We start from the raw sequence: 14475 nt of genomic DNA on the forward strand, positions 1-14475 counted from the left end.
AAATCCAGCGTGCAGGCCATCGAAAAGCGTATTTAAATCGGAAAAATACTGCGTAACATCAGTTATTAAAGGCTAGGTATAGAATTCTGGTGCGGGCGGGCTGTGCCCGCGCGTATTCCAGTAGGGTAGTGGTTTTACCGCTACCCGCCACTGCATTGATTTTGAGGTCACCTGCGGCTGAAATGATGGCCTGTTGCTCAGGAGTAAAGTGTGGCATGGGTAGAGGCTAGAAAAGTAGTGCTTTCAACTCGTCACAAACGAATTAAACTCTGTTTCAAGCGCCAACGCTGCGTACACTTCTAGCAGCGCCTGCGTGACGGCATCATCCACGACTACCCAGCGTACAGCCATGCTAGCCACCACTGCCTTCTCAGACACGAAAAATGGTTTAAATATCTCTTTGTCATCGCTTAGCTCCGCGCGTGATTTTCCGGTAAGCACATGGCCCTTTGCTTCAGCAGCCCGCCGCGCTCGCAAAAACGCAAACGAAGCGCTATAATGTGTTGAACCTACCCGCCCATGCTCCCCTAGTCGGCGACGCAAGTCACGGGTGCGGCCCACGTACACCGGTTGGTCGTTGTGGTAGAAAGCATAAATGCCGGCCGTGTCTTTTGGAATGCGTTTGGCCAGTTCAGAGCGAGTGGCCGGAACACAGGCTTCCAGGGTGGCGAAATAGGTAGGAAGTTTAGCCGCATGGTTATCGAAATTTTTGCGGGCCTTTCGGTCTTGATTGCGCACTGTTACAGTTGGTTGTGGCGAAATTTGTAATCTAGCTCGTCCCGCATTTTATATAGTGAATTGCCGCTCGGCAGTGTCATTTTTTTAAACACATTGCCAGCAGGGTTACCCAAATTATGGAAATAGTGTACGTAGGTGCTTTTGCGTACATCGTTCAGCGACGAGCCATAGACCGGGTCGGGAAATCCAGTGCTGAGAGGCCTGGCAATGCAACGACAGTCATGGAAGGATGCATCCAGTGGCTTGTCATTTGGATTAGGCGCAACCAAAAACAGGTCCTCGTACAACTCGACCTCAAACCGAATGTCAGTGCTTCCTGGTGCGTGGACGTCAAAATATAATTTGGTATGACGACCAAGTAGGTGCCAGTGAGCTTTGCCTGACAGGGCTATTTCCTGTGCGGGCTTAGTCAAAACATCTCGCGAAGGGTCGAAAGGCTTGCCCACTGGCGGAGCTGGTACAAACCCTTCAGTTTGGTCTGTCAGAAGCGTGTAAACGGCCCCATCCGCGAGTTCTACCCGTTGCTGGGTAAATGGGTCGTATAGGTGGCCGTGTTGGTAGCGGAGGATGCGGAGGTTAGACATTATGCAGTGAGGTCAATTACTTCGTAAAGCGGACGAGCTTGTACTGGTGGCTTAATTTTATCAAGCGTAAATCTGATTCGGTCGTATGCGTTAAGAAGGTCTTTGCATTTGCCTTGCTCCAGGGTATATATTTCTTTTTTGCCGCTGGTGTCAACACGTTCCATAACTTGGCATTTGGGATGTGAGTAAGCTGTGCCACCATCAGGGAATGTATACAGCCATAAGTTTTCGTGTAGCTGCAAAGTGTAGGTGTACTCATTTCCTTGGCCATCCTTGTCCACCAGTTTGAGTGTTGTTTCACCCTTCTCTTTCAATGGCACGGCGGCTCTCCTGCCCATCTTTTGCAGTGCAGGAATTGTCTCATCCATCATGGTGTACAATTCGCTCTGATAAACTGTAGTTGAGAAACTATCGTGTGACAGTGGATTCAACAGAATTTGTTTGAATAGTGCCAAGTCACCTAGTACCCCAATTGCTTTGCCGGCTTTTGCGAATACATTTTCCAAATTCTCAATTTGGCTTCCCAACGGCATTGGAATAGGTTCGCAGTCGTTGCTAAGCGGGTGATAACGGTCGGCCGGTGACAGTATGACTTTCAGCAGCCGTTCAGTTTCCTTTCGAAGAAGATTAGCACATGCCGGGAAGTCGAGTGCATGGAAACGCCTCCAAGCCTGTGTTACATAATTATTGCTGCCACCATCTAAGAGGCTAGGTTGTGGAGTTGGAAACCTCTCATTGTTGACCAATTCAAACACATTCCAAGCTCCAGCTTCAGGCTTGGTAATGTAGTGTCTCAGCACTCGGTAGAGTTCTCGGTCATGGGTGAAGCATATTATTTGGAATTCGCGGCAGTATTTTCCGTTCTCGCCAAAAAGCCAGTCTAATACGTGCTTCCTGTTGCCCATATCTAGGCTAATCAGCAAATCATCCAAACATAATAGCTTGAGTTCACTATCCTGTGCGCGAAGTAGCAGCGCTCCTAAGCGAACAGCCAGTGCTACACGGGTAAGTTGTGCTTCGTTTAAGAAAGATTGTGGGCGATAGTGGTGTACCTCAGGCTGACCAACCCGCTTCACTTTTACGCTAAGCACTACACTTAATTCATCGTTCGTATCAGTTCGCCATTCCCTGTCTATTGCTGTTTTTGGTGCAGCGCATAGTAAATCGAAATAAAGCTGCCCATTATATGCTAGTTCAATTTGCAAAGTTTCTTCTCCACTTAAAAAATGGTCTCGAAGAAACGTGTTAGCATTATTTCTAATATTAGCTACAAATTCTGCAATTGCTTGGTTAGCATTTTTTATAAGTTCTTCAAAATCCTTGCGGGGGTCTTTGTGCCAACGTGCTCGACCATGAGCCTTTTTTAAAAGCTCTCGTAAAACCAATTCGATTCGCTCGGGTTGGCCTAAATTGTCTCTGAATAGTGTAGTTTGATAAAAGGGAAAAAGGTCTCGCATAAATACAGCCCACAAATTCACCTCTTCCCGATTGGAGCGTTGGTAGAAATCCTGCAAAAACCGGTAATGGATAAAATCAGACCCGAGGTTAGCTTCCCGAATAGTAAAGTCGGTACCATTTGCGGGGTCAGTGCGGGTGCGGTCAAGCGCAGAAAGCGGTTGCCCTGTTACCTTATCTGTGCCACCAACTGCTTCCAATCCAATCCGTTGTATTGTGCGAGTTGTCGTCGGTTCGTCGGCCCAGGTTAACTCAATAAATGCTTCTGCATCAGCGTCAGCAAATACGTGGCGCAAGCTTTGGTATGTCTGCTCAACACCTTCAACTAGCGGTACGAAGTATTTTGTTATATCTTCTTTTGCCTTTCCAGTACTCTGTAAGAAGGTGTATAAAGCCCAGAAGATTGAAGATTTTCCTGAACCATTGTTGCCATAAACTAAGGCGTGTTTACCTTCAAAATTGAACAGCTTGTCGTGGAATGCCTTGAAATTCTTGAGCCGAAGCTCCTGAATGCGTTTCATATGGTAGAAGAAGAGCTATGAATTTATGCTGCGAGTATTGGCCCAAGCCACTCGGGAACTCTGGTGCTGGCCAACAGAAGACGGTTGCGTATTGCTGACTCTGGTTGCTGCCAGCCACTGTAAACTTTGTTAATGATAGCCGCTACCGCCAAAGAGTCGGGAAGTAATGAAGGCAGTGCCCCCAAACCGCTCAAGCTGACCAGTACATCAACTTCACGCTCCTTCATACGCTTGGCTATTCCAGGATACAATTCGCACACCGCTAGGTCAAGCACCTGCCGGAACAACTGTGCCACTGCGCCATTAGGCAAGCCTTCAACCGCAGTTGGGTTAGTGGAATCATTCAGCCAGAGTAAGTAGCTTACCAACCGCTCTATGGTCGTGACTACCTCTGGCGCCGGCAGAGGCGGGAGAGGGAAAGGGTTGAGATAATTGGTCTTAAGAGTGCGGGCGTCGTCTTTGAGGGTATCGCCAGTACGCCGCAGAAACCACCAAAGCAGTTGAGAATTTCCTAGGGCTAGCAGAAATTCGTAGCTGAAGGCCGGCTCAACGCCTTCTCTAAGCTCCCAGCTGTATACCTTGGAGTTGTGACTAAAGCCTTCATTCATAGTCACGTTCGGATGCAGCGTACATATTTCCATGCTGCTTAGCCGTCGGCTGTCGAATTTATTTAAGCTTTTCGGATATAGGTATCCATGCCAGTTCTCAAGCTGATTGGCTTTACCTCGTTCTCTCCCTTTGAATTCTGCTTCGTAATGTGCCACATATTGGAATGTGAATGGAAAGCGTCGCTGTAGTTCAGGCAGAGTTATGATAGTTGCCTCTCCATTCTGGCCAATCTCGTAAGGGAAAAACACTAGCACATCGTAGTGCAATGGTTCATAGCGTTGCACGTCGCGGCCGCGTACTATGGGTCTAAACCATCTTTTTTCTAACTGCCAAAGTCGTTCTGGTTCTACCTCATTTTTTGCCCAGTAGAAATCCGCGTCTTCTTTTACTATCTGTACTTGATACAGCTTGTCATTACTAGTCTGTAAACCGACATAAATGCGAAGCACGTCTTTGAAGCGTGCCGGGCTATCTCGATATAAAGCTTCGAAAAGCTCATATTCAGCTGCGTCTTTTAGCAGTAGCCATAGGTTTTCGCCATATAGCTCCGATGCCCGCCTGATGGTGCTTAGTGACACTGGTTGGTACAGGGAGTCATCAACAAGCCGAACACGGATAGTTGACGGCGGCATGCGATAGGGGAACATCTGCAAACCGAACTCACTGTTTGGTTTCTGTGTCAGCGTGGCCACGCACACAAAGGTGTCAGCATCATTAAAAAGACGATTCGTGCCAAAGTGTGCTACTTTCTGCAAATAGCCTTTTTCTAGCAGAATATCCCTGAAATCCGCTCCCGAGGTCGTATTAAAAAACTTGTGAGGGAAGATAAAGCAAGCGGTTCCATCAGGGTTGAGCAACTGTTCTACCGTGTGCAGTACAAACAGGTTCGCCAAGTCATATGCACCCTTCGTTACTCGTGGAAATGCCGCCTCATAGTAGGGCTTTAGCTCAGGGGTGCTTTTCTCAATTTCCTGCACCCTCATGTAGGGTGGGTTGGCAATTACAATGTCAAATCCACCACGCTCAGCCCATACTTCCCGGAAGTAGAGATGCCATAAAAAGAAAGGCCGTGTGGCAGTTTCTTGCAGCTGGTCAACATCTTCTACCGTTTTTTCAAGACGCTCCGTTTCTTTAATAGCCCTTGCTAGTCGAGTGAACTGAAGCTTGCGTGCTTTTTCCTTCGATGCTCGTTTTGCAGGAGGGTCGTTTGCATCCAGGCGGATAGCATCATACCTCGCTTGTTCCTCGTCTCGTTTCAGGTCAGCCTCGTGCGCCACAACTTCCACGTTGTAACGCAGATGCTCATGCACCACTTTATCAATGTCTTCCCGGAGCTGTTGCTTGGTAAGTCGTGCTTGCCCTGGTTTTCGCACCTGCTTTTCTAGGTCGAAATAATAGTTGAGCAGTTCTTCTAATTTTTCTTGGTCACTTGGGGCGAAATTGATATTGGCCTGGCGCGGCACCGGTTGGCCAAATAGCATACCTTGCTCGCCACCCTCAATTATTGCCTGTACCCGATGCTCAGGGCGCAAGTGGTGAAGCTCAATGCCATGGTATGACTCCAGTAATGAATTTCCCTGCATCACCTTGTAGTCCAAGTTTGGCAAAGGCTCCGGAGCAACTTCGTCTACCACCAATGCTAACCAGAAACGAAGTCGGGCAATATCTACAGCTCCGGGGTCGTAGTCCACGCCATAGATGTTGTGGTGAATAATAGCACGCTTCACTTCAGCAGGCTGAAAAGGCAGGCGCCGTTCATTGGGCAAGTGCGGATACAGATAAAGCTGAGCTGCATACAATTCTTGCAGAAGCCCGATAGGAAAAGCTCCCGAACCAATGGCCGGGTCACAAACTTTCACTTCCGTCAAAAGACGCTGCGCAATGCCAGCCACAGCCCCAAGTTTTGAACTCACTTCATGATGCCGCACGAAAGCGACCACTGCCTCCCGCTCAATTCCATGACATCCGAGACGAGCACTTAGGTACCCTATCAGACTCTCTTGACACATGTATTGCACAATATGCCGCGGAGTATAAATAGCACCTTTCGACCGGTTTTCTTCCAGTAGGTTTTCAAAAATGTGCCCGAGCATTTCCGGGTCGATACCTACGTCGTGGTCGTCGGCTCTATTTTCCTCAATTGTAAAGTTGTATTGACCAAAAAACGTCAACAACTCATCAAATAGTGGGTCTGGAATCTCAATTACGTCCTCTGGCAAGGCCGTAGGTACTGGAATCCCATGCTGCCCTGGCCGGCGTTTTTCTCGCTCAAATAATCCACCATTTAGGTAGGGTACTCGGCACTTCCAGTCCAGCCCCGGAATTAGTAGCTCATCATTGTTGCGGCGAGTACTGAGGGTATCAAAAAATAATGGTTTGAGGCAACTGCTGTAGAAGGAGTTGTTTTCCAACTCAGCCGATTTCTGATACCGGTCAAATAACTCCTTGAGAAACTCAGGGTGCCCATCTGTCCATTCCACACTCCCATTGGAGCAGCCCATCCAGCCTTTCTTTTGTAGAAAATACAGAAAGACTAATTGCCCTAACAAACGCTTTGCAAAATCACGCACAGGCTTTTCCTGCGCTTCCTGCTGCTCCTTGAGTCGGAGCCGGACGGCTGTTAGTCCAAATGCAGGCCCGTAATTATTAGCGAGATACTCAGAAAACCGGTTGTAATGAATTTTGTACTGTTTGAAAAAATCCTCATTCAGTCGTTCAACCGAAAATGCTGCGGTCACATCATCAACCGTGCTTCGACCTGCTTTTCGGGCTAATTCAGCAAGACGTGCAGCAGCAGTAGTGGCCGCTTCATGGCGTCCTAGCACAAAAGTATAGCGGCGGCGGTCAGTGCCTGTTAGCGTGGGTATCCCTCCACTGTCAGCACGATTCTTCGCTAGGCGCGTCTGAAATGAAAACCGATAATCCGGTTGTTCCGGGTCAAAGTAGAAGGCGAGTACCCCATGCGCCCGAACCCCGTCTACAAATGGATAAGTAAGAGCGCGCAACCCCACCCGGTTACGAGCTATATCCGTTGTATCAGGCTGCAACTCCACCTCCACAAGTGCCAGCCGGTGTTGCGCTCCAAAGAAGGTAGGTTCCCCCAAATCCACATAGCCGAAGTGGCGCATAGCTTTCACCCGCTTAGGGTCGGGGTTGGGCAGGTCATTCACGGCCTGCTCTGCGAAAAATTCCGTGCGCTCTTCGCCGAATAGTTGCTTAAGCCGTGGCTGCCAAGCTGCCCGGTTATAGTCTTGGCGCAGAAAGAATTTCAGAATAGTAGAGTCAACCACGAGGCAAAGTAATAGAAGCTAGCCCAATGAGCTAAACCAACGATTCAGAAATAATAATGCGTGGCAACCAACCAACGCCTTCTCCAAGCTCATCTGAGTTCACTGGCTTTGAGGCACCGGTCGTCAAATCTTCCGGAGTTGGTAATGGATATTTAGTCAGCAGACGACTTACTACCGCCAGTTGCTCACCCGATGAAATATTCAACTTCTTCAGGCTTCCCTGCAGCTTATTAATCTCTCGCTGCAGCTGTTGGAATGTACCCGATGACACGGCCATCTGTGCGGCTCGTAACTGTAAACGTTCTGCTGGAGCCGCATCGGGCGGCAGCAGCAGCAAGCATCCACTCAGGAAATCCAGCGCCCGCCGCTCGTTGGGGGCTACGCGTTGCACCACTTGCGGCTGTGCTGCGGCTTGGGCCACTACCGTCCCAAAGTGGCTTGCCGCCCGGCGCACATGCTCGTGGTGATGGGGAGGCAAGGGTTTGGGCCGCTCATCGGGTGTGGCCCGCAGGTATGCGTCTGCTTCCAAAAACGACAGTTCTTCCAGCGCCTGCCCGCTTGGTCGGTCGCATAAATAAAAACCGTCGCGCCGATGCGTCCGCAGATAGCACAGAGTGCTGCCCGTCAACGCGGGAAGGGTAGGGTGCTCGCGGCCGGTGCGGGCCCGCAGGGGCAGACGACGCAGGCGGTCCAACAGCTCAGGCTCACGCCGAAATTGTTCACGTAGCCACAGAAGCCGCATCAGCCGCTCATCTTGGCCCTCGTCAGGGTCTTTGTCAAAAATGCCGAAAGTCTGCGTCTCCTCCTCTGGTGAGTATACTTCCGAGTCTTCCCCCAAGGCCTCGTGAAAGGCCTGCAGCTTTAGGTAAGCCTTGCTTTCCAAGTCGATGGACGAGTTGACCTGTGCCGTGGGGAAGAAGTTGTAAACGTACACCCGGTCTGCTACTGAACCAATGCGGTTCACCCGCCCAATGCGCTGCATTAGGCGCGTTGAGTTCCAGGGAGTGTCATAGTTGACGATGGACGAAGCTCGATGCAAGTTCACGCCCTCGGCGAGCACTTCAGTGGCCAATAGAATATCATAGTCCTGTGCCTGCTGACCTGATGGCAAATTAGCGTCAAAGTTGGCTCGCACGGTGGTCATCATCCGCTCCCGATTACTCGAGTCAATAGTCAACACCCGCCGCTTGCTAAGCTGTTGGAGTTGCTTGGCTAGGTATTCAGTTGTGTCTCGGGCTTCCGAGAATATCACCAACTTCTGGCCGGGGTTACGCTCAAGGGCAAAAAACTCAGTTTCCAGCACCTGCATGAATGCATCCAGCTTCGGGTCACTGGCTTTGAAAACTTCCCACCGGTCCAGCAGCGGCCACACGAGCTGTTGGTCAGCTATCAGGCCCGGCAGAAAGTCCGGCTCAAAATCATCCGGGGTACATACTTCAATGCTTGGGTCCAGCTCCGCCCGCTCCAGCACCAACTGCTCCAACTCATCTAGTCGGTCGTTCAGGATAAGCTCCGTTACCGGCAGGTTGGGCGCGATGAAAATCTGCCCCTGCGCAAACATCTTCACCATGGCATCGTTGGCCTCCGCAAACCGCCGCAGCGAGTTGCGAAAAGCCAGAAACGACGAATCCATGCGCTTCAGCAGCAGCGTGCGCATAATGTGCGCCAGCGAATCCGAAATTCGCTTGGCATACTTGTACTTGCTACGCTTCGGCTCCTTCAGTTTGTCAATAGCCCGGTAGCGGTTGTATTTAAGCTCTTTGCTCAGCACTTGGATGGTTTCATCAAAGAGCTGATTCAGCGCCGGCTCCAGTTTGTACAGTTGCTTGTAAGGCTTGCCTACTTTCGGAAACACAATGCCCTGTTTATCCAGGTCCTGCCGGTAAACCTCATTGTTTAGCAGGTCGGTGCGGGTTCGGCGTACCGTCACTTGCTCCAACACCTTCTCCCGAATCAGGGTGTACACTCGCCGCAGCCCCTCCCGCATGTCCCCCCGCGACACGTTTTTCAGGCGCTGGTACTCATCGGTGCGTTGCCGGAAAAAGTGCTGCAGGTTATCAACCCCTTCCAAGGTTGGCTGCTTCGAATCTTGAAACAGGTATAGCAGATTGGCAATGTCCTCGGGCCGGTTGTTCAGCGGTGTCGCTGAAATCAGTATGACCCGTTTGCGCTCAAACGTATCCGTGCCCGGCACCTTTCGACGCGTTGGCGTTTTACACAGCCGCTGCAGCTGACCGTACGCCCCGGCCGTATCATTCCGGAACTTGTGCGCTTCATCCACGATGATGAGGTCATAGTCTTCCGGGTCGTGCCGCAGCTTGTGCAAGGAGCCATTGCGCAGAATGTCATAGGCTCCGAAGCGTTGCAGCGCAAAGTCCCGTGTAGCCTCTTCCCAGTTCCGCACCAGCGCCGGCGGCGCTATAATCAGCACCCGCGGCGTATGAGCCGCTGAGCGCGCAAACTGGCAAAACCGTTTTGCAATCAGCGTCCCCACGATGGTTTTGCCCAGGCCCACCACGTCGGCCAGAAAGAACCCTGAGTGTTGCTTCAGCTTGCGAAAGCCATCCGTCACGGCATCCAACTGATACTTCAGCTTATAGAACTTGTCGTTCTGGATGAGGTCTGCTATTGTGCCGTACTCCTCATCAATGGCCTTGCCGAAGTATTCCACCAGACACTTGAGGTAGATTTCATAGGGCGTTAAATCATCGTTCAGATACGTTCGTGTGGCCACCGTCTGGCGCAGGTCGGCCGGCAACAGTTCCGTGCTCTCTTCCCACAGGTCCTGAAATGTCTTTGTAGCAAAGCAGACATCATCATAGTCACGCAACTCCACGTTGAACTCAAAATTGTCCTTCAGCCCGGCCTCTGTCAGATTGCTCGACCCCGTAATAACCGAAGCCGAAGTATGCTCATTGAAAGGCTGAGGCCGGAAGATGTATATTTTGGAATGCAGCCGCTGGCTAGGGTGAGCTCGCACCTGCAGCCGCCCACTCGCCACCCCGTCAACAAACCACCGGATGCCTTCTTCAGCTTCCCGCGTGTATTCTGCTTGCTGAATGTCAACCACCAAGTCATCCATGGCTTGCTGCCGCGCCCGCATCGCGTTGCCCAGCTGTAGGCCTTGCGCATGAGCCTTCTGCAGCGCCGCATCCACATTGATGCCAACCAGAATACGCACCTCGGCTACATTAGCTAGTAGCTCACGCAGCCGGTAGCAGCCCGAAGCCCGAAAGAAACCGACCAGTGCATCAAATTGATGAACGGGCATATGCTCGAAAAGGCCTCTTAGCTTTTCAAGCAGTGTATTGCCGTCCTGGTTAGTAAAGAACTTAGTCTTAGTCATTAAGTCGAAACACGGCTACCTAGTGTATGATAGCCTATGTCAATAAAGGAGCAAGTTACCGTTTTGCACCCCATCCTCGACTATGCGCCGACCGAGTTTTCTCATCAAATCATAACAAGTGCTGGCGTGTTTCAAGGCTTTTGTTTGTGCTTCTCTGCGTCGCCAAGTTCTCCACCTTAGGCCACCACGTCCGCACCTTCGGCAACCGCAACTGCGCCCCATTGAAGCGTTGCACCCCATAGTCGTGCCCGCCCAGCTCGCCAAACCCATCCGCCACGCGCACCCGGTAGTCATCATCAATCCAGAACAAGTGCCGGTCAAAAGCCCGGTGCAGGTTCGGGCACAGCGACAACCCATTCCCAATTGTGTCATCGTGGCTCACCGACCACGGCACGATGTGGCAGGCGTCCAGTAACGGCGCTGCCCCGGTGGTGCTCAGCAGTTGCAGCCCCGACACCGCACAAGTCGACTCGTAGGCCCGCAGCACTTCCCGCCCAAACACCGCACTCCGCACCAGCACTTCCGTTTCATCGGCCACGTCCACCACTCGGTTGTACACGGCCGCGGGTTCCTCCAGCATCTGCCGGCCTAGCTCATCCAGCTTTTCCCGGCCGGCCCGCGGCCGGAAGTAATGCCGAGTCAGTGGGAAGTAGCGCGCCAGCAGTGCCTGTCTCACCTGCTCCCGGGCCACCGGTTGTAACAGCAAGTCCCATAGCGACGCATCGAGCGAGGCATAAGCAATAACGTCGCGCAGGTGCCCAAAGCTGCGCACTGACTTCGACGAAGTCAGCACCAGTTCACGTCCTGGCCGTGCATGCAGATGCCAGAAGCCACTGCTCTGCAAGTGGAAAAACGGCATCTGAAAAGGACAGGCCGAGTATTCCGGCCCCGGGCTCAACAGCTGGCAGTACGCCTTGAACGCGGCAATCAACTCCGGTGTAATCTCGATACGGTTGTCCCGGATGCCAGTCTCCTCAATGCCCTCCAGCACCGCCAACAACAGCGCCGGTTTGTACGGCGACTCCAGCCGCACCCCCGCCACGGTGCGCACATCCACTTTCAGCTTGGTAATCTTGGCCAGGTAGGGTAGGAGCGTCGTCAAGGAGAGGGTACGGGCTGATGAGCGAGTGGGTAAAACTACCCGCTAATGGCTATTCGCGCTTGCCTATAACTCAATTAGCTGTGCTCAGTCACGCAGCAACCCTGCATCGCTACCTCATACGCCCGCTTCCTCTCCTGCGAAAGGCAGCCACAGGCGCAAGGACAGGACTCGTTGGCTTATCCTTCTCCCGGAAATACTCCTTTACATCAAAGTCATCGCCTTGGTCCACAGTCCAGTAGTCATGCTCAAAACGAGCCTTGTGCCGCAGGTGCTGCAGATGCGAGTTGTAGCGCCCCTCCCGCAGAATGATTGAAATTTCAGTGCGCCCGTTGCGATACGCATGCTGCACGGCATCCACATAATAAGTATTCCAGTAACGCCGAAGCACAAAGGGCAGCTCCACCGCTTCACCAACTCGCGGCGTGACAGCTAGGCGGCATCGAAACCAGATGCTCTGTTCCAGGTGGTGCAGCTCAAACACATGCTCCACGGACGAAAAATCCAGGAAACCAGTGTCTTCAGCTTGGGCCATTTCCCAGAAATCTGCCGACCAATTATCCAGCCACCGCCGGTACATGGCCGAGTTAACGCCCAACTGCTGTTGCAGTGCTTTACCCGTGGGCTGCTTCTCTGCCGCCGGCCAAGCCAGCATTAGCCGCAGCAGCGGCTCGTACACCTTGCCCATTGCTGCCAGCTTTTCAACGGCTGGCCGTTCCTGCATCAAGCTGTACAGCAGTCGGGTAGACGGTATCGGTTCCTTGCGGGATGAATAGGTTTTCATAGCCCACCTAAATTACGGTCTTCACCCGATAAGCGAAGCCCCGCCCAACCTAACGCTTCCGCTGCTGCCGTCCCTTCAGCTGCTCATAGCACGACACCGCCGCCTCAAACGCCTCAGCCGTGAGCTGGATGATGGAATACCGCGCCCGGTCCCGCAAAATGAAGTCGTCCACCGCGTCCCGGTGCCCCAGCCGCCGCAGTTCGTCTGCCTCACCAGGAGCCAGCGCCTTGGCAATCTGTATCTGGTAGTCGCCTTCCGGCGTGATAATCATTAGTATGCGCCGGTTGTGCAAGCGCCGCACCACGCCGCGGCGCGTTTCATAATGGGCCAGGCTGCCGGGCAGGTGGGCAGGAGGAGTGGGGTGAGCCATAAGAGTCAAGTCAATTGATTGAAAAAAGGGCTGTTTGATTTCATTCGAGAAGCAGCCCGAGTCACGCCGCCAAGTCGGTGGGCGTTTCGTCGGCTTCCATCAGGGTCGTGCGTATCAGGCCGTAAATCGTTTCCCACCCCAGCCGAATGCTTTCCGTGGGTAGCTCGACCAGGTACTTCGCCGTCACGTAGTCCACCAGGTCGGGCGTGGCTCCTTCCTGGTCCAGCTCCGCCGGCAGCACCGTGCGCCACGGCGGTTTGCCCGGTCGCGTTATTTCCATTGTGCGGCCCTCTCCCAGCCGGCCTGTCACCCGGGCCCCCATCAACATTCGCGCATTTGCCATAATCTGCTTGGTATAGAATAAATAGCTGCATCAGCACCGCACCCGCCATAGCTCGGCCCATTTCGTTGTAAAGGCTGGGCTCTTCGCGTCCCGCCGCATGGCCCAGGGCTCGCGCGTACCTGGCGCCGGCACCGCCGCGGCCACCTTCACCGCGCCGGCCCCGTAGCGCCCGTTCAGCGCGTCCAGCGCGCCCATCAGCTTGGCCCGCGCCGGCGAGGCGCCCAAGTCCCCAAACAGCGAGGCCTGCTGGTTGGTCCCGGCCCGCTCCAAACCATCGAGCACCACCCCGGCCTTCACGTAGCGCAACCCCGGCCGCCAAATCCGCTCCAGTCCCCGTTGGGCCCACTTCGTCAGCGTCAGCGTGTCGTCGGTGGCCACCGGCAAGGTCAGCTGCGCGGAGTGGGAGTAGGGCGGGGGCAGGTTCGCAAACCGGCTGGTTTCCACCGTCACCGTCAGCAGCCGTGCCGCCAGCCCGTCGTGCCGCAGAATCTCGCCGGCCCGCGCCGCGTGCGTGGCCACCGCCCCGGCCACCTGCTCCAGCTCTGAGAGCACCTGCCCAAACGAGCGCGACTTGCACACTGACTTGCGCACCTCGTCCTCGACCACCACGCCCGAGCAGGAAAACCCCCGCAGTTCGTGCAGCAGCCGCGCCCCCACCACGCCGCCCAGGTGCTTCCGGGCCCAGGCATCGCCCACGCCCGCCAGCTGCGCCGCCGTGCGTACTCCCACCGCGTAGAGCTTGGCGGCATTTCGGTGCCCCACGCCCCACACGTCCTCCACCGCCACCCGCGCCAGGGCCTCGCGCCGCTGCGCCTCGTCGTCGAGTACCAGCACCCCAGACCCCGCACCCGCAATGGCATCTTTCTTAGCCAGCCGATTGGCCACCTTGGCCAGCGTCTTGGTCGGCGCAATGCCCACGCACACCGGAATGCCCGTGCGCTGCCGCACCGCTCCGCGCACGTCACCCGCCCATTCCGCTAGGTCGAAATGCCGCTGCATGCCGTGCAAATCCAGAAAGGCCTCGTCCACCGAGTAGATTTCCACCGCCGGCGCCCGCTGCTGCAGGTACCACATCACGCGCCGGCTCATGTCCCCATACAGCTCGTAGTTCGAGGAGCAGGCCACCCCGCCGCGCTGCTCAAATTCCGCCTTCACCTGAAAATACGGCACCCCCATTTTCAGCCCCAGCACCTTCGCTTCCTGCGACCGTGCCACCACGCACCCGTCATTGTTGGAAAGAACCACCACCGGCCGCCCTTCCAGCTCCGGCCGGAAAACCCGCTCACACGAAGCGTAAAAATTGTTGCAGTCAACCAGGCCGAACATAAGGCATTAG

11 protein-coding genes are annotated in these 14475 nt (G+C 53.8%); all 11 read right to left on the reverse strand.

Annotated features, from left to right (window positions below; genetic code table 11):
- Positions 1-58 precede the first annotated feature (58 nt).
- Entirely contained in the window at positions 59-217 is a 159-nt protein-coding gene (locus ABD837_RS08460; protein ID WP_345052870.1) for a DEAD/DEAH box helicase family protein, read from the reverse strand.
- A gap of 26 nt (positions 218-243) precedes the next feature.
- Positions 244-738 carry a GIY-YIG nuclease family protein gene (locus ABD837_RS08465; protein ID WP_345052872.1) on the reverse strand — a complete coding sequence of 165 codons (495 nt, stop codon included), beginning with the start codon at positions 736-738 and terminating at the stop codon, positions 244-246.
- 2 nt (positions 739-740) lie between these two features.
- The gene (locus ABD837_RS08470; RefSeq protein ID WP_345052875.1) at positions 741-1322 is read right to left on the reverse strand and encodes a hypothetical protein; all 582 of its coding nucleotides are present in this window, start codon (positions 1320-1322) and stop codon (positions 741-743) included.
- A complete protein-coding gene (locus ABD837_RS08475; protein ID WP_345052877.1) occupies positions 1322-3298 on the reverse strand; it encodes an AAA family ATPase in 1977 nt (658 codons plus the stop codon). Before ABD837_RS08475 ends, ABD837_RS08470 begins: the two co-directional genes overlap by 1 nt.
- 23 nt (positions 3299-3321) lie before the next feature.
- Positions 3322-7197 (reverse strand): Eco57I restriction-modification methylase domain-containing protein, encoded by a 3876-nt coding sequence (locus ABD837_RS08480; protein WP_345052879.1) that lies wholly within the window; start codon positions 7195-7197, stop codon positions 3322-3324.
- A gap of 31 nt (positions 7198-7228) precedes the next feature.
- Positions 7229-10543 carry a helicase-related protein gene (locus ABD837_RS08485; RefSeq protein ID WP_345052881.1) on the reverse strand — a complete coding sequence of 1105 codons (3315 nt, stop codon included), beginning with the start codon at positions 10541-10543 and terminating at the stop codon, positions 7229-7231.
- Positions 10544-10652: 109 nt separating this feature from the next.
- Positions 10653-11645, reverse strand: coding sequence for an HNH endonuclease (locus tag ABD837_RS08490; RefSeq protein ID WP_345052883.1), 993 nt, complete (start codon positions 11643-11645; stop codon positions 10653-10655).
- Positions 11646-11754: 109 nt separating this feature from the next.
- Complete coding sequence (locus tag ABD837_RS08495) at positions 11755-12426, reverse strand: hypothetical protein (protein ID WP_345052885.1); 672 nt, start codon at positions 12424-12426, stop codon at positions 11755-11757.
- Positions 12427-12475: 49 nt separating this feature from the next.
- Positions 12476-12796, reverse strand: coding sequence for a hypothetical protein (locus tag ABD837_RS08500; protein WP_345052887.1), 321 nt, complete (start codon positions 12794-12796; stop codon positions 12476-12478).
- A 61-nt stretch (positions 12797-12857) separates the two neighbouring features.
- Positions 12858-13139 (reverse strand): hypothetical protein, encoded by a 282-nt coding sequence (locus tag ABD837_RS08505; protein ID WP_345052889.1) that lies wholly within the window; start codon positions 13137-13139, stop codon positions 12858-12860.
- Positions 13140-13169: 30 nt separating this feature from the next.
- Positions 13170-14465: a Y-family DNA polymerase gene (locus ABD837_RS08510; RefSeq protein ID WP_345052891.1), complete on the reverse strand. Its 1296-nt coding sequence runs from the start codon at positions 14463-14465 to the stop codon at positions 13170-13172.
- Positions 14466-14475 lie beyond the last annotated feature (10 nt).

The organism is Hymenobacter glaciei, assembly GCF_039539585.1.
GTDB classification, from domain to species: domain Bacteria; phylum Bacteroidota; class Bacteroidia; order Cytophagales; family Hymenobacteraceae; genus Hymenobacter; species Hymenobacter glaciei.

What these genes read in the sequence shown, in the direction of transcription:
- ABD837_RS08460 (WP_345052870.1), bottom strand. Translation starts at nt 217, where the DNA reads ATGCCACACTTTACTCCTGAGCAACAGGCCATCATTTCAGCCGCAGGT.
- ABD837_RS08470 (WP_345052875.1), bottom strand. Translation starts at nt 1,322, where the DNA reads ATGTCTAACCTCCGCATCCTCCGCTACCAACACGGCCACCTATACGAC.
- ABD837_RS08475 (WP_345052877.1), bottom strand. Translation starts at nt 3,298, where the DNA reads ATGAAACGCATTCAGGAGCTTCGGCTCAAGAATTTCAAGGCATTCCAC.
- ABD837_RS08485 (WP_345052881.1), bottom strand. Translation starts at nt 10,543, where the DNA reads ATGACTAAGACTAAGTTCTTTACTAACCAGGACGGCAATACACTGCTT.
- ABD837_RS08495 (WP_345052885.1), bottom strand. Translation starts at nt 12,426, where the DNA reads ATGAAAACCTATTCATCCCGCAAGGAACCGATACCGTCTACCCGACTG.
- ABD837_RS08500 (WP_345052887.1), bottom strand. Translation starts at nt 12,796, where the DNA reads ATGGCTCACCCCACTCCTCCTGCCCACCTGCCCGGCAGCCTGGCCCAT.
- ABD837_RS08505 (WP_345052889.1), bottom strand. Translation starts at nt 13,139, where the DNA reads ATGGCAAATGCGCGAATGTTGATGGGGGCCCGGGTGACAGGCCGGCTG.
- ABD837_RS08510 (WP_345052891.1), bottom strand. Translation starts at nt 14,465, where the DNA reads ATGTTCGGCCTGGTTGACTGCAACAATTTTTACGCTTCGTGTGAGCGG.